The sequence below is a fragment of the Mesorhizobium sp. LNJC391B00 genome, from assembly GCF_000502535.1.
Taxonomy (GTDB): Bacteria; Pseudomonadota; Alphaproteobacteria; order Rhizobiales; family Rhizobiaceae; genus Mesorhizobium.
In genome coordinates this window covers 32082-50835 of record NZ_AYWI01000017.1, presented here as the reverse complement: position 1 = coordinate 50835, position 18754 = coordinate 32082, and the positions used below count along the sequence as shown (strand labels likewise).

The 18754-nt window shown below is 62.1% G+C and carries 22 protein-coding genes and 2 pseudogenes; 19 read left to right on the top strand and 5 right to left on the bottom strand.

Annotated features, from left to right (window positions below; translation table 11 throughout):
- Positions 1–21: 21 nt before the first annotated feature.
- The 4 genes and pseudogenes from X750_RS137385 to X750_RS137395 all read left to right on the top strand — a co-directional run bounded on the left by X750_RS137385 (position 22) and on the right by X750_RS137395 (position 2051).
- Complete coding sequence (locus tag X750_RS137385) at positions 22–423, top strand: hypothetical protein (protein WP_023748737.1); 402 nt, start codon at positions 22–24, stop codon at positions 421–423.
- Between the two features lie 210 nt (positions 424–633).
- The gene (gene ssb, locus X750_RS137390) at positions 634–1167 is read left to right on the top strand and encodes a single-stranded DNA-binding protein (RefSeq protein WP_023670946.1); all 534 of its coding nucleotides are present in this window, start codon (positions 634–636) and stop codon (positions 1165–1167) included.
- Positions 1168–1204: 37 nt separating this feature from the next.
- A pseudogene (locus X750_RS01000000163405) lies at positions 1205–1602 on the top strand (DUF2306 domain-containing protein).
- A gap of 23 nt (positions 1603–1625) precedes the next feature.
- Positions 1626–2051, top strand: a complete 426-nt coding sequence (locus X750_RS137395; protein WP_023748736.1) for an OsmC family protein — start codon at positions 1626–1628, stop codon at positions 2049–2051.
- A 31-nt stretch (positions 2052–2082) separates the two neighbouring features.
- Here X750_RS137395 and X750_RS137400 read toward each other — a convergent pair whose 3' ends face one another.
- The 3 genes from X750_RS137400 to X750_RS137410 form a co-directional block, all read right to left on the bottom strand.
- A complete protein-coding gene (locus tag X750_RS137400; protein WP_023670949.1) occupies positions 2083–2712 on the bottom strand; it encodes a MarC family protein in 630 nt (209 codons plus the stop codon).
- A 106-nt stretch (positions 2713–2818) separates the two neighbouring features.
- The gene (locus tag X750_RS137405) at positions 2819–3196 is read right to left on the bottom strand and encodes a VOC family protein (RefSeq protein ID WP_023748735.1); all 378 of its coding nucleotides are present in this window, start codon (positions 3194–3196) and stop codon (positions 2819–2821) included.
- Positions 3197–3229: 33 nt separating this feature from the next.
- On the bottom strand, positions 3230–3766 hold the full coding sequence (locus X750_RS137410; RefSeq protein WP_023748734.1) for a hypothetical protein: 537 nt from the start codon (positions 3764–3766) through the stop codon (positions 3230–3232).
- Between the two features lie 87 nt (positions 3767–3853).
- Between X750_RS137410 and X750_RS137415 the strand changes: the two genes are divergently transcribed.
- Positions 3854–4705 (top strand): AraC family transcriptional regulator, encoded by an 852-nt coding sequence (locus X750_RS137415; RefSeq protein ID WP_023746160.1) that lies wholly within the window; start codon positions 3854–3856, stop codon positions 4703–4705.
- 223 nt (positions 4706–4928) lie between these two features.
- Positions 4929–7815: pseudogene (locus X750_RS01000000163400) on the top strand (DNA gyrase subunit A).
- Between the two features lie 56 nt (positions 7816–7871).
- Here X750_RS01000000163400 and X750_RS1000000165185 read toward each other — a convergent pair.
- Positions 7872–8018, bottom strand: coding sequence for a hypothetical protein (locus X750_RS1000000165185; RefSeq protein ID WP_023670953.1), 147 nt, complete (start codon positions 8016–8018; stop codon positions 7872–7874).
- Between the two features lie 194 nt (positions 8019–8212).
- On the opposite strand from X750_RS1000000165185, the gene coaD reads away from it, so the two are divergent.
- From coaD to tgt, 7 genes are all read left to right on the top strand, one after another.
- Entirely contained in the window at positions 8213–8713 is a 501-nt protein-coding gene (coaD, locus tag X750_RS137420) for a pantetheine-phosphate adenylyltransferase (RefSeq protein ID WP_023670954.1), read from the top strand.
- Between the two features lie 168 nt (positions 8714–8881).
- Positions 8882–9376: a peptidylprolyl isomerase gene (locus X750_RS137425; protein ID WP_245271915.1), complete on the top strand. Its 495-nt coding sequence runs from the start codon at positions 8882–8884 to the stop codon at positions 9374–9376.
- A gap of 44 nt (positions 9377–9420) precedes the next feature.
- Positions 9421–9933 carry a peptidylprolyl isomerase gene (locus tag X750_RS137430; protein ID WP_023748732.1) on the top strand — a complete coding sequence of 171 codons (513 nt, stop codon included), beginning with the start codon at positions 9421–9423 and terminating at the stop codon, positions 9931–9933.
- A 12-nt stretch (positions 9934–9945) separates the two neighbouring features.
- A complete protein-coding gene (locus X750_RS137435) occupies positions 9946–10395 on the top strand; it encodes a DMT family transporter (protein ID WP_023693398.1) in 450 nt (149 codons plus the stop codon).
- Positions 10395–11483: a tRNA preQ1(34) S-adenosylmethionine ribosyltransferase-isomerase QueA gene (queA, locus tag X750_RS137440; RefSeq protein ID WP_023748731.1), complete on the top strand. Its 1089-nt coding sequence runs from the start codon at positions 10395–10397 to the stop codon at positions 11481–11483. The genes X750_RS137435 and queA overlap by 1 nt, the downstream gene beginning before the upstream one ends.
- On the top strand, positions 11473–11742 hold the full coding sequence (locus X750_RS137445; protein WP_023684641.1) for a hypothetical protein: 270 nt from the start codon (positions 11473–11475) through the stop codon (positions 11740–11742). The genes queA and X750_RS137445 overlap by 11 nt, the downstream gene beginning before the upstream one ends.
- The gene (gene tgt, locus X750_RS137450; RefSeq protein ID WP_023748730.1) at positions 11735–12865 is read left to right on the top strand and encodes a tRNA guanosine(34) transglycosylase Tgt; all 1131 of its coding nucleotides are present in this window, start codon (positions 11735–11737) and stop codon (positions 12863–12865) included. The genes X750_RS137445 and tgt overlap by 8 nt, the downstream gene beginning before the upstream one ends.
- Positions 12866–12872: 7 nt before the next feature.
- On the opposite strand, the gene X750_RS137455 is transcribed toward tgt, so the two are convergent.
- The gene (locus tag X750_RS137455) at positions 12873–13295 is read right to left on the bottom strand and encodes a DUF4864 domain-containing protein (protein ID WP_023730151.1); all 423 of its coding nucleotides are present in this window, start codon (positions 13293–13295) and stop codon (positions 12873–12875) included.
- 192 nt (positions 13296–13487) lie between these two features.
- Here X750_RS137455 and X750_RS137460 point away from each other — a divergent pair, with 192 nt between their 5' ends.
- From X750_RS137460 to X750_RS137485, 6 genes are all read left to right on the top strand, one after another.
- The gene (locus tag X750_RS137460) at positions 13488–14099 is read left to right on the top strand and encodes a DsbA family protein (RefSeq protein WP_023700783.1); all 612 of its coding nucleotides are present in this window, start codon (positions 13488–13490) and stop codon (positions 14097–14099) included.
- A gap of 68 nt (positions 14100–14167) precedes the next feature.
- On the top strand, positions 14168–14404 hold the full coding sequence (locus tag X750_RS137465; protein WP_023670963.1) for an Lrp/AsnC family transcriptional regulator: 237 nt from the start codon (positions 14168–14170) through the stop codon (positions 14402–14404).
- A gap of 275 nt (positions 14405–14679) precedes the next feature.
- The gene (locus X750_RS137470) at positions 14680–16092 is read left to right on the top strand and encodes a circularly permuted type 2 ATP-grasp protein (protein ID WP_023688618.1); all 1413 of its coding nucleotides are present in this window, start codon (positions 14680–14682) and stop codon (positions 16090–16092) included.
- 147 nt (positions 16093–16239) lie between these two features.
- On the top strand, positions 16240–17181 hold the full coding sequence (locus tag X750_RS137475) for an alpha-E domain-containing protein (RefSeq protein ID WP_023670965.1): 942 nt from the start codon (positions 16240–16242) through the stop codon (positions 17179–17181).
- A gap of 1 nt (position 17182) precedes the next feature.
- Entirely contained in the window at positions 17183–17977 is a 795-nt protein-coding gene (locus X750_RS137480; protein WP_023670966.1) for a transglutaminase family protein, read from the top strand.
- Between the two features lie 32 nt (positions 17978–18009).
- On the top strand, positions 18010–18741 hold the full coding sequence (locus tag X750_RS137485) for a peptidase (protein WP_023684646.1): 732 nt from the start codon (positions 18010–18012) through the stop codon (positions 18739–18741).
- The last annotated feature ends 13 nt before the right edge of the window (positions 18742–18754 follow it).

Sequence of the window (18754 nt, the reverse complement as noted above, 5' to 3'; positions counted from 1 at the left end):
GGCGAGGCAGGAGTAGTATTTATGAATTCCAACGTCGATCGTTCGTCCGCCGAGAACCTCAACGAGGCTCTGAGGCTCTATCGCCGCCTCGTCCTCGGTATAGGCGCCATCGCCGTCATCGGTTTCGTGGCCGTGATCTTGTTGGCCAAGCTGGGTACGGCGCTATCGCCGCCATACGGGATTTACATCTTCGGCGAAGGATTGGGGACCTGGGGCCTGATCGCGGTGGTAGCGGCGCTCGTCGCTCAGGTCTGGTGGCACGGGCGCGCGATCGGGAAATTGCTGAATGACCCGGCTCTGAAATCTGAACCTGCAGTCGGGCTGATGTCGGCACCAACCGTGATCGCACAGCGCGCCCATGCCATGGGCATGGAGTGGAGCGGCTTTTTCGGTCCGTTGCGACCAGCGAAAAAACGGCGCTGACGACACCGCTTCTCGCCGCTGCGTGTCAGCTAAATCCACGCGCCCGCGTCGGCGATTGCTGCCATTCCTTGACAATCCGTGGTTAACAGTATAGGAACGAAAAGGGAACAAAAACCTTGTGGGAAAAGCCAGCCGCGGCAAGCCAGGATTGTCCGCGGCCTGTAAGGTGAACGACTTGAAATTTGTTTCGGATGAGCACGGAGAAGTGTCATGGCGGGTAGCGTCAACAAGGTCATTCTGGTCGGTAACCTCGGCGCGGACCCTGAAATCCGCCGCCTGAATTCCGGTGATCCGGTCGTCAACATCCGCATCGCCACGTCGGAAAGCTGGCGCGACAAGAACTCCGGCGAGCGCAAGGAAAAGACCGAATGGCACAACGTGGTCATTTTCAATGACCAGATCGCCAAGGTCGCCGAGCAGTACCTGAAGAAGGGCATGAAGGTTTACGTCGAAGGCCAGCTGCAGACACGCAAATGGCAAGACCAGACCGGCGCCGACAAGTACACGACCGAAGTCGTGCTGCAGAAATTCCGCGGCGAGCTGCAGATGCTCGATTCTCGCGGCGAGGGCGGCGGTCAGGTCGGCAACTATGCCGGCGGCGGCGGCGCGAGCCGTGGCTCGGATTTCGGCCAGTCTGGCCCCAATGAGAGCTTCAACCGCGGCGGCAATAGCGGTGGCGGCGGTTCCAAGGGCGGCGGTGGCGGCGGCTCGTCGCGCGAACTGGACGACGAAATCCCGTTCTGAGCTGACGATAGTCAGCGATATCTGAGGAGAGGGTGCGGTGTCGCTCGGACCGCTTCTATCGGCGAGCCCTCCCATTCCATGGCACGCCTTCGCGGCCTTTGCCGCGCTGGCCGTTGGCGCTACGCAACTGGCGCTGCCGAAAGGCACGACGCGTCATCGTGTCGTCGGCTATGCCTGGGCGGCGCTGATGCTGGTCTCGCCGTCTCCAGTTTCTGGATCCAGCAGATACGCCTCGTCGGTCCGTTCAGCCCGATCCATCTCTTATCGATTTTAGTGTTGATCGCCGTGCCGTTGGCGGTCTGGCACGCGCATATGCATCGGGTCGCCAAACATCGCAGGGTCATGATATCGCTGTATGTTTTCGCCCTGATCGGCGCCGGCGTGTTCACGCTGCTGCCGGGGCGGATCATGCACACGGTCGTCTTCGGCCAGTGACGCTTTCTGAAAGGAAGATTGCCGTGAAAGCCCGGATCAAATGGGTCGAGGAGCGCACCTTCGTCGGCGAGTCCGGCAGCGGCCACAAGGTTGTGCTGGGAACCGCCTCCGGGCCGGAAGGCAAGACGCCGGGTCCGAGCCCGATGGAACTGGTGCTGATCGGCACCGGCGGCTGCTCGGCCTATGATGTCGTTCACATCCTCGAAAAAGGCCGCGAGGCGATCGAGGACTGTGTTGTCGAACTCGACGCCGACCGGGCCGAAACCGACCCGAAAGTCTTCACCCGCATCCACATGCATTTCATCGTCACGGGCCACGCGCTGTCGCACGACAAGGTCCAGCGCGCCATCAACCTGTCGATCGAGAAATACTGCTCGGCCTCGGCTATGCTGGCCAAGACGGCTGTCATCACCCACGATTTCGAGGTCGTCGATACGGCGGTGGAGTAGGGAGCAGGGAGCAGGGAGCAGGGGCTGCCGTTTACCCCGCCATCAGCGCCTTGATGCCATCCGCGACGAACTGAACCGCAAGCGCGGCCAGGATGACGCCGAGCAGGCGGGTCAGGATCGAGCGGCCGGTCTGGCCGAGGATGCGGTCGATGCGCTCCGACAGCACGAACACCAGATAGGTGATGGCAAGGCAGACGAAGATGATGCCGACCAGCGCCGCTTGTGCTGCAAAACCCTGAAACGAGCCCGACAGTAGCACGGTCGCCGAAATCGCACCGGGGCCGGCGATCAGCGGGATCGCCAGCGGGAAGGCCGCGATGTTGTGGATCATGTCCTTGGTGATGGCGACGTCGCCGATCTTCTCCTTGCGGTCCTGGCGGCGCTCGAACACCATTTCGAACGCGATGAAGAACAGCAAAAACCCGCCGGCGACGCGGAAAGCCGGCAGCGTGATGCCGAACACCGACAGGATGGACGCCCCGGCCACCGCAAACAGCGCCATCACCAGGAAGCCGATGATCGAGGCGCGCACCGAAACCTGCTGACGTTCCTCGCGGTTCATGCCGCGTGTCACCGCGAGGAAGAGCGGCGCGAGACCTGGCGGGTCGATGGTCACCAGAATGGTGACGAAGGCGTTGAACAGGCTGTCGAAACTCGGCATCGCTGACCCCTCCCGCCGGGCCGGACCCCTGCGCCACGATAGTGGTAGAGCAAAGCCTGGCCGGTGGGAACCGTCTGAGATGGCGATACCGGAGACGCCGGCAGTGTTAGGCGGCAGCGTTGCAACAGGCCTCCAGGCGATAGCCGTCGGGATCGACGATGAAGGCAGCGTAATAGTTCTCGCCATAGTCGGCGCGCAGCCCCGGCGCGCCATTGTCGTTGCCGCCTGCACGCAAGGCGTCGGCGTGAAAGGCGTCGACGCTCCGCCTGGTCGGCGCGGTAAAGCAGAAATGCAGACCGGACTTCTCGTCCGACGGCACTGGCTGCTCCGCGTCGTTCACCCACAGCCCGACGGCTTGCGCACCATAACCCAATGAGCCTGGCGACTGGCTGAGGCAGGAATAACCGAGCGGCTTTAGCGCGGCATCGTAGAAGGGGTTCGAAACGTTGGTGTCGCGGACACCGATCGAGACATGGTCAAGCATGTTTTTTCACCTTTTTTGCAATATGTTGCGTCATCAGTCCTGGGCGACGCGGCGCGCCAGGAACTCGACTTCGAGACGCCATGTCTTGCGATCGTCGTGCGAACGCTCGCCGAGCCAGCGGAAGCTGTCTTTGGTGATGCGTGAAAAGCTCCAGCGGACCGAGGAACCAGTGCCGTCGGCGCCGACCTGCACAATCGTGTCGCCTTCGGCGCGACCAAGCTGGCGGCTGTAGTATTGGTTGCGCGGGTCGCTCCAGAAGATGTGCCAGGCATCCGAGCCGGGATCATAGGCCCGCAGCGTTGTGCCATAGAAAGTCCATTTGCCGAGCGAGGGCGAGGGGCCGGCATCCCGCGCGGGCAGGATCCATACATCCTGGATCGCCCTGCCTTCCAGGACCCAGCCGAAATGCACCTCGCCGCGTCCGGTGAGAACCGTGCCGTCCTCGAGATGGCGCGTGGCCTCGAATGTCCAGGCGCCGACGAAGCGGCCGTAGAGATCCAGCTTTTCAGCCAGGCCGGGATTGGGGCCGTCGCTGTGGAGCGCTTCGGCAAAGGAGGATGCACCGATCATACTTGCTGCCTTCGTTGTGTCAGGAGGCTGCAAGCGATAGGCCCCGGCAGGGTGTCGCGCTTGGGAAAAATTGCTATCTTTCAAGCCATGACGACGAGCCAACAAAACCTGGCATCGGGGCAGGGTTGGTATGTCTGTGACGTGCTGTGCACGGCCGGCGCCGGCGACCGCCCGTTCGAGGAGGCGCACGACACCTTCTGCGTTGCCGCTGTCACCAGCGGCACCTTCCGCTACCGCACCAGGCAAGGCGCCGCCATGCTGGCGCCGGGCGCGATCCTGCTCGGCAATGTCGGCGCCTGCTATGAATGCGGGCATGAGCATGGCGCCGGCGACCGTTGCCTGTCCTTCCACTTCGCTCCGGCCTATCTCGACCGCATCGCCAGCGACGTGCCCGGCGCGAGCAAGCTCGCCTTCGGCGTGCCGCATATGCCGCCCTTGCCGGCGCTGGCATCGCTGCTGGCCGAGGCGGAAGCGGCGCGCGAGATGGTCGACATCGACGCCTTTGAAGAGCTTGGCCTGCGAATTGCGGGCGCAGCACTGGCAGTTGCCGGCGCAGCACTGCCTGTGGCCAGCGATGCGGTGCCTGGCGTTCGACCGCCGAGCCGCCGCGACCAGAAACGGGTTGCCGAGGCGGTGCGGCAGATCGAGCTCAATGCCGACAGGCCGGTCTCGCTTTCCGAGCTTGCCTGCGCGACGGCGACCAGCCCGTATCATTTCCTGCGCACCTTCCGGCAGGTCGCCGGCATGACGCCCTATCAGTTTCTGCTGAGAACCCGGCTGCACCGCGCGGCGGTGCGGCTGCGCATGTCAGGCGATGCCATCTCGGCAATCGCCTTCGAGGCCGGTTTCAACGATTTGTCGACGTTCAACCGCCGTTTCCGGCGCGTCATGGGTGAGACGCCTGGCCACTATCGCGCCCGGCGGGTGGCTACCCGCTGACGCGTCTGTCTGCCTCCAGATAAGCTGTTGGCTTGGAAAACTGTCCTTCGCAGGCTTTTGCCCCTGGCGGCGGCGAATGCGTTATGGCCAAATCGTCGCAATCAGAGGTATCCATTTGAATTTACCACTGAAATCCTCATTGGAAAAGCACCACGAATATTGGAGTTTCGGCCGTGCTTCCTATATAAGCGGTCAGTGATTCCTGATTAGATTGTGATCCGATTTGACCGACCAAAAACCCCCGCGCGGCGCCGACGGCGGCCCTACCGGCATCGAGCCCATCTCCATCATCGAGGAGATGCAGAGCTCCTACCTCTCTTATGCCATGAGCGTCATCGTCAGCCGTGCGCTGCCCGATGTACGCGACGGCCTGAAGCCGGTTCACCGCCGCATTCTCTATGCGGCGCATGAGAGCGGTTACCACTGGAACCGCAAATATGTGAAGTCGGCCCGCCCGGTCGCCGACGTGATGGGTAAATACCATCCGCATGGCGACGCCTCGATCTACGACGCCTTGGTGCGCATGGCGCAGGACTGGTCGCTGCGCGTTCCGCTGATCGACGGGCAGGGTAATTTCGGCTCCATCGACGGCGATCCGCCGGCGGCGATGCGCTACACCGAATCGCGGCTGACCAAGGTCGCACATGAACTCTTGGAGGACATCGACAAGGAAACCGTCGATTTCCAGGAGACTTATGACGCATCCGACACCGAACCGAAGGTGCTGCCGGCCCGCTTCCCCAATCTTCTGGTCAACGGTTCCGGCGGCATCGCCGTCGGCATGGCCACCAACATCCCGCCGCACAATCTGGCCGAGATCTGCAACGGCGCCATCGCCATCATCGACAATCCGGCGATCGATTTGCCGGCGCTGATGGAGATCATTCCGGGTCCCGATTTCCCGACCGGCGGCATCGTGCTCGGCCGTTCCGGCATCTACAGCGCCTATGCGACTGGCCGTGGCTCTATCGTCATGCGCGGCAAGGTCAATGTCGAACAGCGCGGAAACGACCGTGAATCGATCATCATCACGGAAGTCCCGTACCAGGTGAACAAGGCCTCGATGATCGAGAAGATGNAGACGTGTGCTCTTCCGATCTGGAAACGACCGTGAATCGATCATCATCACGGAAGTCCCGTACCAGGTGAACAAGGCCTCGATGATCGAGAAGATGGCCGAACTGGTGCGCGACAAGCGCATCGAAGGCATTTCCGACATTCGCGACGAAAGCGACCGCCAGGGCTACCGCGTCGTCATCGAGCTGAAGCGCGACGCCGTCGCCGACGTCATTCTCAACCAGCTTTATCGCTTCACGCCGCTGCAAACCTCCTTCGGCGCCAATATGGTGGCGCTGAACGGCGGCAAGCCGGAAGTGATGAACCTGACCGACATGCTAAAGGCATTTGTCGGCTTCCGCGAAGAGGTGATTAGCCGGCGCACGAAGTTCCTGCTGCGCAAGGCGCGTGACCGTGCCCATGTATTGGTCGGTCTCGCCATAGCCGTCGCCAACATCGACGAAGTGATCAAGCTGATCCGCACCGCGCCCGATCCGCAGACGGCGCGCGAGCAGTTGATGGAGCGGCGCTGGCCCTCCGGCGACGTCGAGTCATTGATTCTGCTGATCGACGATCCGCGCCATCGCATCAATGAGGATGGCACCTACAACCTGTCCGAGGAACAGGCGCGCGCCATCCTCGAACTGCGCCTGCAGCGCCTGACTGCGCTCGGCCGTGACGAAATCGCCGACGAGCTGAACACCATCGGCGACGAGATCAAGGATTACCTCGACATTCTGTCGTCCCGCGCCCGCATCCAGCAGATCGTCAAGGACGAGCTTGCCGCCGTGCGCGACGAGTTCGGCACGCCGCGCCGCACCGAGCTCACCGACGGCGGCGCCGACATGGAAGACGAGGATCTGATCCAGCGCGAGGACATGGTCGTCACCGTCAGCCATTCCGGCTACATCAAGCGCGTGCCGCTGTCGCTCTACCGGGCGCAACGCCGCGGCGGCAAGGGCCGCTCCGGCATGTCGACCAAGGAAGAGGATTTCGTCACCCGGCTGTTCGTCGCCAACACGCATACACCGGTGCTGTTCTTCTCCTCGCGCGGCATCGTCTACAAGGAAAAGGTCTGGCGGCTGCCAATCGGCAATCCGCAGTCGCGCGGCAAGGCGCTGATCAACATGCTGCCGCTGGAGCAGGGCGAGCGCATCACCACCATCATGCCGCTGCCCGAGGACGAGACCAGCTGGGGCGAACTCGACGTCATGTTCGCCACCACGCGCGGCACCGTGCGCCGCAACAAGCTGTCCGAATTCGTCCAGGTCAACCGCAACGGCAAGATCGCCATGAAGCTGGAGGAGGAGGGCGACGAGATCCTCGGCGTCGAGACCTGCACAGACAATGACGATGTGCTTTTGACCGCCAGCTCCGGCCAGTGCATCCGCTTCCGCGTTGGCGATGTGCGCGTCTTCCAGAGCCGCAATTCGGTCGGCGTGCGCGGCATAAGCATGGCCGAGACCGACCGCATCATCTCCATGTCGGTGATCGAGCATGTCGATGCTTCGCCGGCGGAACGCTCCGCCTACCTCAAGCGGGCAGCACTGGAGCGGCGGCTTGCCGCCGAGGTGACCGGCGAGGAAGAAGAGATTGCACTCACCAATGAGGAGATTGGCGAGGAGACCGAGCTTTCCGACAGCCGTTACGAAGAGCTCAAGGCGCATGAGCAATTTGTGCTGACGGTGACCGAATATGGCTACGGCAAGCGCTCGTCATCCTACGATTTCCGCCTGACCGGACGCGGCGGCAAGGGCATCCGCGCCACCGACGTGTCGAAGGTGGCCGAGATCGGCCAGCTGGTGGCGACTTTCCCGGTCGGCAATGACGACCAGATCATGCTGGTTTCGGACGGCGGCACGGTCATCCGGGTGCCGGTCAACGGTATCCGTTTCGCCAGCCGCGCCACCAAGGGCGTGACCATCTTCAACACCGCCGAAGGCGAGAAGGTGGTTTCGGTCGAACGGATTTCGGAGCCGCAGGCCGACGAGGATGTCGAAGAGGGTGTCATTGAGGCCGGCGCCGGAGATGCCGTACCGGACAGCACCGAATAGGTTTGAGCAACAACGCCGGCCCGATGGGCCGGCGCAAACAAGAAACTAGCAATAAATCAGGGGCGACGGTGGGGCCAGCGAGCGCCGAAACCTTCGAACCGCTTTGTGCGGACACGGACGCGCTCTGCCTCGCTATGCAATCCGAATGCGGTGGCGATCAGCATGGCGACGGTCATTGCGGTGGCGAGCATGTAGATCAGCATGTGCGTGTTCTCCTGCGCCTATCCAACGGTTAGATCGGGTTTTGGTTTCATCTTCCGAAGTGCAAACTAGCGAACGCGGCGTGAAGTCTTCGTGATCAAGGCATTCATCTGTCGTTCATGTCTGCGAAAAGGTTCACGCAGATGTTCCCAATCGCATTTGCCTTCCGCCCAATGCCCCGCTAGAAGCACCTCCCATGACCGATCGCATCGCCCTTTATGCCGGCTCCTTCGACCCGCTGACCAACGGCCATCTCGATGTGCTGAAGGCATCGCTGGCTGTCGCCGACACGGTATATGCGGCGATCGGCACCCATCCCGGCAAGACGCCGCTGTTTTCCTTCGACGAACGGGTGAAGCTGATCGAGGCCGCGACCAAGGCCGAATTCGGCCGCGACGGCGACCGCATCAAGGTCGTCGCCTTTGACGGGCTGGTCATCGACGCGGCCCGCAAGCATGGCGCCTCGATCATGATCCGCGGCCTGCGTGACGGCACCGATCTCGACTATGAGATGCAGATGGCTGGAATGAACGAGACGATGGCGCCGGAACTGCAAACGGTTTTTCTGCCCGCCAGCCCGTCGGTACGCACCATTACCGCCACACTTGTGCGCCAGATAGCCTCGATGGGCGGCGACATCCGTCCGTTCGTGCCGGCCGCCGTTGCCGGCGCGCTCACCGCCAAATTCGCGAAATAGTGCATGTCGCCCAAAAGTGGATGCCGGTTTTGGGGCAACGACATGCACCCTAACAAAGACCTTCGGAGATCCCTTATGCAGCTGAAAAAGCTCGCCTCGTTCCTCGTCGTGCTTGCCGGTCTCGTGACCGCATCCGTTTCGGCCTTCGCCGCCGAACCGGAAAACACCATGGTCATCACCTTGAAGAACGGCGACGTTACCATCGCGCTACGCCCCGACCTGGCGCCCAAGCATGTCGCGCAGATCAAGAAGCTGGTGCGCGAAGGCGCTTATAACGATGTCGCATTCCACCGCGTCATCAACGGCTTTATGGCGCAGACCGGCGACGTCAAGTTCGGCAACATGAAGAAGGGGTTCAGCCCCGAGGCCGTCGGCACCGGCGGTTCAGACCTGCCCGACCTGCCGGCCGAATTCTCGCAGAGCGAACATTTCAAGCGCGGCACGCTCGGCATGGCCCGCTCGGAGGACCCGAACTCCGCCAATTCGCAGTTCTTCATCATGTTCGCGCCGGCGCCGAACCTCGATGGCCAGTACACCATCGTCGGCAATGTCGTCAGTGGCATCGAACTGGTGGACAAGATCAAGAAGGGTGATGAGGCCGACAACGGAACCGTCACAGACCCCGATCGCATGATCAAAGTGCGCATGGCGGCCGACAAGTGACCTATCAAATCAATCTGTTTTTCTGAGATAAAAGGATATCCGACATGGCTGAGATCAAGGACCGCGAGAACGCGCTCATCCTGGAAACGACCAAGGGCAAGGTCGTCATCGAACTGTTTCCCGACCTGGCTCCCGGCCACGTCGCCCGCATCAAGGAACTGGCGCGTGAAGGCGCCTATGATGGCGTGGTCTTCCACCGCGTCATAGAAGGCTTCATGGCGCAGACCGGCGACGTGAAGTTCGGCAATTCGACCAAGCCCACCTTCGCGCCGTCGCGTGCGGGCATGGGCGGCTCGGAAAAGCCGGACCTGAAGGCTGAATTCTCCAACGCCAACCATGGCCGCGGCACCTGCTCGATGGCCCGTTCGCAGAACCCGCACTCGGCCAATTCGCAGTTCTTCATCTGCTTCGACGATGCCGCTTTCCTCAACCGCCAGTACACGGTCTGGGGCCAGGTCATCGAAGGCATGGACAATGTCGACAAGATCAAGCGCGGCGAGCCGGTGGTCGATCCCGACAAGATCGTGTCGCTGAAGGTCGCGGCCGACGTCAGGTAAGGACAAACGAAGATGATGGGCGTGGTCTGGTCGCTGCTCGGCATCCTGTCAGGCGCCTTCATCGCCGTCCAGGCGCCGATCAACTCGCAGCTGGCGCGCGGCCTGGGGCTCCCGGTCGCGGCTGCTGCGTTTTCGTTCCTGTCGGGCGCGATCGTGCTTGGTATCATCTCCATTGCCGTTGTGCGGCTGCAGGACATCTCGCTCGACTGGAAGGCGCCGGCGCCTTGGCTGTTCATCGCCGGCGGCATGCTCGGCGGTTTCTATGTTACCCTGTCAACCATTCTTACGCCGCGCATTGGTGCAGCCGCGTTGATGGCGTTCCTGGTTGCCGGCCAGTTGCTGGCCGGCATGCTGATCGATCGCGTCGGCTTTCTCGGCGTGGCGGTGCGCGAGATTTCGCTCGGCCGCATCGCCGGCGCGGTGCTGCTGTTGGCCGGAGCGCTGCTCGTCCGGCTCTACTGATGCGCGTCGATCTCTTCGACTTCGACCTGCCGGAGGAGCGCATCGCGCTGCGCCCGGCCGAGCCGCGCGACAGCGCCAGAATGCTGGTGGTCAGGCCAGGCGAAGACTTTGCGGACCGCGCGGTGCGCGACCTTCCGTCCTTGCTCAGAACGGGCGACGTGTTGGTCTTCAACGACACCAAGGTCATTCCGGCACAGTTGAGAGGCATCAGGCGGCGCGGTGAAGCGCAGGCGCAGGTCGACGCCACGCTGCATATGCGCATGGCGCCGGACCGCTGGCTGGCCTTCATGCGGCCGGGCAAGCGCATCGCCGCCGGCGACCGCATCCATTTCGGCCATGACGGCAATTCCTGTTTCCTCGGCCAGCTCGACGCCACGGTGATCGAGAAGGGCGATGCCGGCGAGGTGCTGCTCGGTTTCGACCTGTCGGGGCCGTTTCTCGACGAGGCGCTGCATGCCGTCGGCCGCATCCCGCTGCCGCCCTATATCGCGTCGAAGCGCGACGACGACGCGCGCGACCTGACCGACTACCAGACCATCTATGCCAAAGAGGAAGGTGCTGTGGCAGCGCCCACCGCCGGCCTGCATTTCACGCCGGAACTGTTTGCAGCACTCGACTCTAAAGGCATCGAACGCCGCTTCGTCACCTTGCATGTCGGCGCCGGCACCTTCCTGCCGGTCAAGGCGGACGACACCGCTGACCACAAGATGCATGCCGAGACCGGCTCGGTCAGCGAAGCAACAGCCGACGCTCTGAATGGCGCCAAGGCGCGGGGCGGGCGCATCATCGCTGTCGGCACGACCTCGCTGCGCCTGCTGGAGAGCGCGGCACGGCCTGATGGCTCGCTGACCGCCTGGTCCGGCCCGACCGACATCTTCATCACGCCGGGCTATCGCTTCCGCACCGCCGATCTGCTGATGACCAATTTCCATCTGCCGCGTTCGACGCTGTTCATGCTGGTTTCGGCCTTCAGCGGCCTAGATACGATGCGTGCGGCCTATGCTCATGCCATCGGGAACAATTACAGGTTCTATTCCTACGGAGATGCAAGCCTGCTTTATCGAGCGGAGATGAGCGATGGACGATGATCTGCAAGCCTTTGATCGCGAGAGCCTGATCGCCGAAGTGAAGAAACTCCGTGCCGGCATACGCCAGCATCGAGATTCTACCGGCCATGATTTATGCTGGCATCATCCCAACCTGTGGGACCTGCTGCCGGAAAAGACCGATCCATCGATTGCCGTGCCGCCATGGCCGAAATTCATGCGCGGCTGCATCCAATACCGCCAGTCGCTCGACAGGCAGGCGCCAGGCGCGCCTGTCCATGACAAGGAATTCAATGGCTGAGACATTCACCTTCAAGATCCTCGCCACCGACGGCAAGGCGCGGCGCGGTTCCATCACCATGCCGCGCGGCGAAATCCGCACGCCGGCCTTCATGCCGGTCGGCACCGGCGGCACGGTCAAGGCCATGTATATGGACCAGGTGCGCGGCGTCGGCGCCGACATCATCCTGGGCAATACCTATCATCTGATGCTGCGCCCCGGCGCCGAGCGCGTGGCGCGGCTTGGTGGGTTGCATGAATTCGCCCGCTGGCCGCAGCCGATCCTGACCGACAGTGGCGGTTTTCAGGTCATGTCGCTGTCGAAGCTCAGAAAATTGACCGAGAAGGGCGTCACCTTTCGCTCGCACATTGACGGCGCTGCCTACGAGATGTCGCCGGAGCGCTCGATCGAGATCCAGGGCCTGCTCGATTCCGACATCCAGATGCAGCTCGACGAATGCACAGCGCTGCCGGCCGACCTCAAGCAGATCGAGCGCGCGATGGAGCTGTCGCTGCGCTGGGCCGAGCGCTGCAAGACAGCGTTCGGCGATCAGCCCGGCAAGGCGATGTTCGGCATCGTCCAGGGTGGCGACAACGCAGCTCTCAGGGTGCGTTCGGCGCAGGCGCTGAGCGCGATGGAGCTGAAGGGCTATGCGGTCGGCGGCCTGGCCGTCGGCGAACCGCAAGCGGTGATGCTGGATATGCTGGAGATCACCTGTCCGGAATTGCCTGACGACAAGCCTCGATATCTCATGGGCGTCGGCACGCCGGACGACATCATGAAATCGGTGGCGCGCGGCATCGACATGTTCGACTGCGTCATGCCGACCCGCGCCGGCCGCCATGGCCTGGCTTATACCAGGCGCGGCAAGGTCAATCTCAAGAATGCCCGCCACGCGGACGATCCGCGGCCGCTGGATGAGGAGAGCGACTGCCCGGCCGCGCGCGACTACTCACGCGCCTATCTGCACCATCTCGTGCGCTCGCAAGAGGCGCTGGGGGCGATGCTTCTGACCTGGAACAACCTGTCCTACTATCAGAAGCTGATGCAGGACATTCGCGCCGCGATCGAGGCCCGGGCCTTTGAGGCGCGCACGGCTGAGATTTCCGAGGCATGGGCGAGGGGTGATATTCCGGTGCTGTAGCCGGGCCTCAGGTACTGAGCGAATTCGCTGCGCGCAAGCTGCAGCCGGTGATCTGAAAGCTGCCGTCGGGCTGCTGTTCCAGCGTGTAGACCGCCTCATAGTCCTTGCCGTCGGGTCCGACGATCAGCACTTGCTGGATTATCGAAGTTGGCCCCATCTGCTCGACCTTGCCGAAGGAATAGCTCTGCGGCTGGCGCACCGGCGGATAGCCGTTGGTCACCATGTTCATGAAGGTGTCGACGGTCGGAAAGATGCGCTTCACATTTGGAGCGGCGAAACTGTACGCCTTGGCGCCATCATTGGCGATGAGCGCCTTCAACTGACCATCGATGACGGCCTGGCCGGCCTTGACTTCGGCGTCGCCGGCAAGGGCTGCCGAGACGAACAACGCGAACAGCAATGAAACGACTGCGAATGCGATGCGGCGCATGGCCTGTCTCCATTGTCCTCAACAAAACCTGTCCCAGGACGCATCATACCATACGCTTGGCGGAGCCTCACGGTTTCAGCAACCGCAATATTTGCCACGCAAGTGCCACAAGATCATGCTTAAGCCTCCTTTAACGCGGGGCGCGCATCGTAGGGACGGGTGGGGACCCGTTCGCGCAACCAGGGGACGACCATGTTCAAGCAGCCGATCGACCGGCGCCTTTTGCTGAAGGGCGCGGCAAGCCTCGCAGTTTTGGCTCCCTTGCCCGCCTGGGCAAGCACTGGGCCGACCGTCACGGAAGTCGCCTTCGATCCCGCCATTCCAGCGCTCGGCAACCCCGATGGCGACGTCACCATCGCCGAATTCGTCGACTATCAGTGCCCGATCTGCAAGCTCGTCTTCGTCGAACTGAAGAAGTTGATGGAAGAGGACAGCGGCGTTCGGCTTGTGATGAAGGACTGGCCGATCTTCGGCGACGTGTCGCGCGACGCGGCGCGGGTGACGCTGCTGAGCGGCGAACACTATGGCGCGGCGGTCGATGCGCTGATGACCAACCAGCGCGGCCTTTCGGAACGCCGCACCAACGACATCCTTTCTTCCGTCGGTGTCGATGTGGCGATGGTGCGTGCCGACCTCGCCATCCGTGAACCCGACATCGACGCTGCCCTTGTCCGCACCGAAGTCCAGGCGACAGCGTTCAAGCTGCGCGGCACGCCAGCCCTGGTCATCGGCGGCAACTTGTATCGGCGCGGCATGCCGGTGTCCGAACTGAGACAAGCCGTCGCCAAGGCGCGCTCGGCCTGATGCTTGAAAGCCGGGCGGCAGTCTGCCACAAGGGCCGCTTGAGTGCTGAAGCTTGATCGGGACCGGCAATGAAGACGTTTTTCATGCAGATAAAGTGCGATCTGGGCAAGTCCTATGAGGTCGCCAGCGCGCTCGCCGATGCCGAAATCGCCTCGGAAATCTACTCGACCGCCGGCAATTACGACCTGCTTGCCAAATTCTACGTCGACGACGAGGAAGATGTCGGCCACTTCGTCAACGAGAAGGTGCAGATTATTCCCGGAATCAAGGACACCTTCACGGTCGTCACTTTCCGCGCTTTCTAAAGCAATTCCAGGAAAAAAATGTGAAGCGGTTTTCCGTCCGGAATTGCGTCAAAGCAAAAAGCCATGGCAGGTCGCCGTTTCCATGAAACGGTGAACTGCTATGGCCGCATCAGGCACTTGCCCGGCGACAAGGCAGAGCCTGATTAAGGTCCCGTTCCGACTGCCCGAATTTTGGGCAGTCGAAACATACTGATCGCCGATATCCTCCAAATCACCGATTGCGCTTGATTTTCTCCCGCGACGCCAGTGAAATGGCGTCACAGGGGAGTATGCGATTGGCAGCGTTCGATGAAATGCTTCCGGAAGTTTCCGGGCTTAGACAACCGTATACGGCTTACGACCGCTGGCTGAAGGAGCAGGACCCGGCCAGGCTTACCGAAAAGATGCAGGACGCCGAGCGCGTCTTCCGCAAGACCGGCATTACCTTCGCCGTCTATGGCGAGCAGGAAGCCTCCGAGCGGCTGATCCCCTTCGACATCGTGCCGCGCATCATCTCCGGCAATGAATGGCGAAGGCTGACGCAAGGCATCGAGCAGCGCGTGCAGGCGCTGAACGCTTTCCTCGACGACATTTACCACCGCCAGGAAATCCTGCGCGCCGGCCGCGTGCCGAGGGAGCTGATCGCCAGGAACGAGGCGTTCCTGCCGGAAATGATCGGAGTGCGGCCACCGGCCGGCGTCTACACCCACATTATCGGCGTCGATATCGTCCGGATCTCGGAGAACGAGTTCTACGTGCTGGAGGACAATGCGCGCACGCCGTCGGGGGTCTCCTACATGCTGGAGAACCGCGAGACGATGATGCAGCTCTTTCCCGAGCTGTTCCAGCAGATCAAGGTGCGGCCGGTGGAGAATTATCCGCAATTGCTGCGCCAGTCGCTGGCGGCAGTGCGGCCGCAAAGCACCAAGGGCGCACCGACCATTGCCGTGCTGACGCCGGGCAGCTTCAACTCCGCCTATTTCGAACATGCCTTCCTCGCCGACCAGATGGGCGTGCAACTGGTCGAAGGCCAGGATCTGCGCGTTGTAGACGGCCACGTCGCTATGCGCACGACCGAAGGCTACAAGCAGATCGACGTGCTTTACCGGCGCGTCGACGATTCCTTCCTCGATCCGCTGACCTTCCGGCCGGAATCGGCCCTTGGCGTGCCCGGCATCATGGACGTCTACCGCGCCGGCAACATCACCATCGCCAACGCGCCGGGAACCGGCATCGCCGACGACAAGGCGATTTATTCCTACATGCCCGACATCGTCGAGTTCTACACCGGCCGCAAAGCCATCCTCGGCAACATCCCGACCTGGCGCTGCTCGGAGCCCGACAGCCTGAAATACGTGCTCGAACACATCCATGAGCTGGTCATCAAGGAAGTGCACGGCTCCGGCGGCTACGGCATGCTGGTGGGGCCGGCTGCGACCAAGAAGGAATGCCAGGATTTCGCCAAGAAGCTGCAGGCGAAGCCTTCCAACTACATCGCCCAGCCGACGCTGGCGCTGTCGACCTGCCCGATCCTGACAGAAAAAGGCCTGTCGCCGCGCCATGTCGACTTGCGACCCTATGTTCTGGTCTCCGACCGAATCCAGATCGTTCCCGGCGGCTTGACGCGGGTGGCGCTGAAGGAGGGTTCTTTGGTCGTGAATTCCTCGCAAGGCGGCGGCACGAAGGATACGTGGGTGTTGGACGATTAGGTAGGGAATAGGGCAGTAGGCAGTAGGCAGTAGGCAGTAGGCAGTAGGCAGTAGAGGGACAAGAAATGCCATATTCCACAGAGATTCAAATGCTTACTAATCCCTACTCACTATTCCCTACTCACTAGCCCCGAAGGGCCACTTCACATGCTTCTCGGCCGCACCGCCAACGGGCTCTACTGGATGAACCGCTATATCGAGCGGGCGGAAAACATGGCGCGTCTGGTCGATGCCGGCCTTCGCATGGCGCTGACCCGCACCCAGAGCGCGTCGGAAGAGTGGAATTCGGTGCTGCTCAGCGCCGGCTCCGACGTCACCTTCACGCAGAAATACAAGGACTATACCGCCGCCAACGTCGCCGACTTCCTGCTGCGCGACACCTCGAACCCGTCGAGCACGATGTCGGCGATCGAGACCGCTCGCAACAATGCCCGCATGGTGCGCACCGCGCTGACGCGCGAGACGTGGGAGAGCATCAACGAAGCCTGGATGGCCCTGAAGCGCATGCTGGCAAAGCCGATCGACGAGCGCGACCTGCCGAGTGTGCTCGACGCCATCAAGCGCGAGACGGCGCTGATCCGCGGCTCGTTCTACGGCACGATGCTGCGCAACGAGATCTTCGACTTCTCGCAGCTCGGCACCTATGTCGAGCGGGCCGACAACACGGCACGCATCCTCGACGTGAAATACTACGTGCTGCTGCCGTCGATCTCCTGGGTCGGCTCGAGCCTCGACAACTACCAGTGGGAATCGATCCTGCGCTCGGTGTCGGCGCACCGTTCCTATCGCTGGGTCTATGAGGCCGACTACAAACCGACCAACATTGCCGACTATCTGATCCTCAATGTGCGCATGCCGCGCTCGCTGACCTTCTGTTATCGTTTTCTCGCCGAGCATCTGAAGTTCCTCGGCGACGATTATGGCGACCGTCATGCCTGCCACGCCACCGTCGACAGGACACAGGCGATGCTGCAGGCAGGGTCGATCAAGGACATATTCGACACCGGCCTGCACGAATTCCTGGCCAGGTTCATTCAAGACAACACCAAGCTTGGCGAAGAGATCGCACAAGATTACCGGTTCAATTGACATGCGATTGAAAATCACCCATCGGACCGAATACCGCTACGACGCGCCGGTGCATTATCTGCTGCAGCGGCTGCGGCTGCTGCCGGTCAGCGGACCGACGCAGACCGTGCTGTCCTGGGCGCTGAAGATCGAGGGCGCGCGCGAGGAAGTCCGCTTTAACGACCATTTCGGCAACGATAACAGGCTGTTGAGCGTCGAGGGCGAGCGCGACTTCATCACCGTCGAGGCCTCCGGCGAGGTTGTCACCCGCGACACAGCGGGCGTCTCGGGTCCGCATCACGGCTTTGCGCCACTGTGGCTGTTCAGCCAGGAGACAGCTTTGACCATCCCCGGCGAGGGCATAAGCGAGCTTGCCGCGGCGGTCGGCAAAGGTACCGACATCGAAAGGCTGCATCGGCTGATGGCGCTGATCGTCGAGCGCGTCGCCTACACGCCGGGCACCACCAGCGTGACGACCCCGGCGGAAGAGGCATTGGCGCTGAAGACCGGCGTTTGCCAGGATCACAGCCACATCTTTGTCACCGCAGCCCGCGTCATGGGTTTTCCGGCCCGCTATGTCAGTGGCTATCTGATGATGGATGCGGCCATCGAGCAGGCGGCAAGCCATGCCTGGGCCGAAGCCCATGTTCAGGGTCTCGGCTGGGTCGCCTTCGACGCCGCCAACGGCATTTCCCCCGATGAACGCTATGTCAGGGTAGCCACCGGCCGTGATTATCGCGACGCCTCGCCGGTGTCGGGAATTCGACTGGGACAGGCGGAGGAACAGCTTGCAGTCACCGTCACGGTAGAGCAGTAGTCTCCGGCAAGATTGCTGCCTGAAGAGATTCCATGACTTATTGCGTCGGCCTCAAGATCGATCGTGGGCTCGTGTTCATGTCGGACACGCGCACCAATGCAGGGATGGATTCGATCTCCACTTTCAAGAAGATGCATGTCTGGGAAGAGCCAGGCGAGCGCGTCATCGTACTGATGTCGGCCGGCAATCTGGCTACGACGCAGGCCGTGGTCAGCCTGCTCGACGAGCGCACAAAGGCGGTGGCGGAACGCCACGCGACGCTGCTCGAGACCCCATCCATGTACCAGACGGTGCGGCTGGTCGGCGACACCGTCAAGGAAGTCATCGCCAGCTCGTCGCCTGCCGGCGAAAAGGCGGATTCCTATTTCAACGCCTCCTTCATCCTCGGCGGCCAGATCAAGGGCAGCCCGCCACGGCTGTTCATGATCTATCCCGAGGGCAATTTCATCGAATCGACCGACGACACGCCGTTCTTCCAGATCGGCGAGACCAAATACGGCAAGCCGATCATCATCCGTGCCTATGAAAGGACGATGAGCCTGGCTGAAACGGTCAAGCTCTTGCTGGTATCGTTCGATTCGACGCTGAAATCGAACCTGTCCGTCGGCCTGCCTCTCGACCTGCTGTTCCTGGAGGAGGACACGTTCACGGTGGGTTTGAAAAAGCGCATCGGCCAGGACGATCGATATTATCGTGCTATTTCCGAGGGCTGGTCGAACGCGTTGAAGACGGCCTTTGCCAGCCTGCCGGATTTTCCGGGGTAGCGCGGGAACCTTC

Excerpts from the sequence above, each read along its gene's own strand:
- X750_RS137385 (WP_023748737.1), top strand. The coding sequence starts at position 22 with ATGAATTCCAACGTCGATCGTTCGTCCGCCGAGAACCTCAACGAGGCT.
- ssb (WP_023670946.1), top strand. The coding sequence starts at position 634 with ATGGCGGGTAGCGTCAACAAGGTCATTCTGGTCGGTAACCTCGGCGCG.
- X750_RS137400 (WP_023670949.1), bottom strand. The coding sequence starts at position 2,712 with ATGCCGAGTTTCGACAGCCTGTTCAACGCCTTCGTCACCATTCTGGTG.
- X750_RS137405 (WP_023748735.1), bottom strand. The coding sequence starts at position 3,196 with ATGCTTGACCATGTCTCGATCGGTGTCCGCGACACCAACGTTTCGAAC.
- X750_RS137410 (WP_023748734.1), bottom strand. The coding sequence starts at position 3,766 with ATGATCGGTGCATCCTCCTTTGCCGAAGCGCTCCACAGCGACGGCCCC.
- X750_RS137415 (WP_023746160.1), top strand. The coding sequence starts at position 3,854 with ATGACGACGAGCCAACAAAACCTGGCATCGGGGCAGGGTTGGTATGTC.
- X750_RS1000000165185 (WP_023670953.1), bottom strand. The coding sequence starts at position 8,018 with ATGCTGATCTACATGCTCGCCACCGCAATGACCGTCGCCATGCTGATC.
- coaD (WP_023670954.1), top strand. The coding sequence starts at position 8,213 with ATGACCGATCGCATCGCCCTTTATGCCGGCTCCTTCGACCCGCTGACC.
- X750_RS137425 (WP_245271915.1), top strand. The coding sequence starts at position 8,882 with ATGGTCATCACCTTGAAGAACGGCGACGTTACCATCGCGCTACGCCCC.
- X750_RS137430 (WP_023748732.1), top strand. The coding sequence starts at position 9,421 with ATGGCTGAGATCAAGGACCGCGAGAACGCGCTCATCCTGGAAACGACC.
- X750_RS137435 (WP_023693398.1), top strand. The coding sequence starts at position 9,946 with ATGATGGGCGTGGTCTGGTCGCTGCTCGGCATCCTGTCAGGCGCCTTC.
- queA (WP_023748731.1), top strand. The coding sequence starts at position 10,395 with ATGCGCGTCGATCTCTTCGACTTCGACCTGCCGGAGGAGCGCATCGCG.
- X750_RS137445 (WP_023684641.1), top strand. The coding sequence starts at position 11,473 with ATGGACGATGATCTGCAAGCCTTTGATCGCGAGAGCCTGATCGCCGAA.
- tgt (WP_023748730.1), top strand. The coding sequence starts at position 11,735 with ATGGCTGAGACATTCACCTTCAAGATCCTCGCCACCGACGGCAAGGCG.
- X750_RS137455 (WP_023730151.1), bottom strand. The coding sequence starts at position 13,295 with ATGCGCCGCATCGCATTCGCAGTCGTTTCATTGCTGTTCGCGTTGTTC.
- X750_RS137460 (WP_023700783.1), top strand. The coding sequence starts at position 13,488 with ATGTTCAAGCAGCCGATCGACCGGCGCCTTTTGCTGAAGGGCGCGGCA.
- X750_RS137465 (WP_023670963.1), top strand. The coding sequence starts at position 14,168 with ATGAAGACGTTTTTCATGCAGATAAAGTGCGATCTGGGCAAGTCCTAT.
- X750_RS137475 (WP_023670965.1), top strand. The coding sequence starts at position 16,240 with ATGCTTCTCGGCCGCACCGCCAACGGGCTCTACTGGATGAACCGCTAT.
- X750_RS137480 (WP_023670966.1), top strand. The coding sequence starts at position 17,183 with ATGCGATTGAAAATCACCCATCGGACCGAATACCGCTACGACGCGCCG.
- X750_RS137485 (WP_023684646.1), top strand. The coding sequence starts at position 18,010 with ATGACTTATTGCGTCGGCCTCAAGATCGATCGTGGGCTCGTGTTCATG.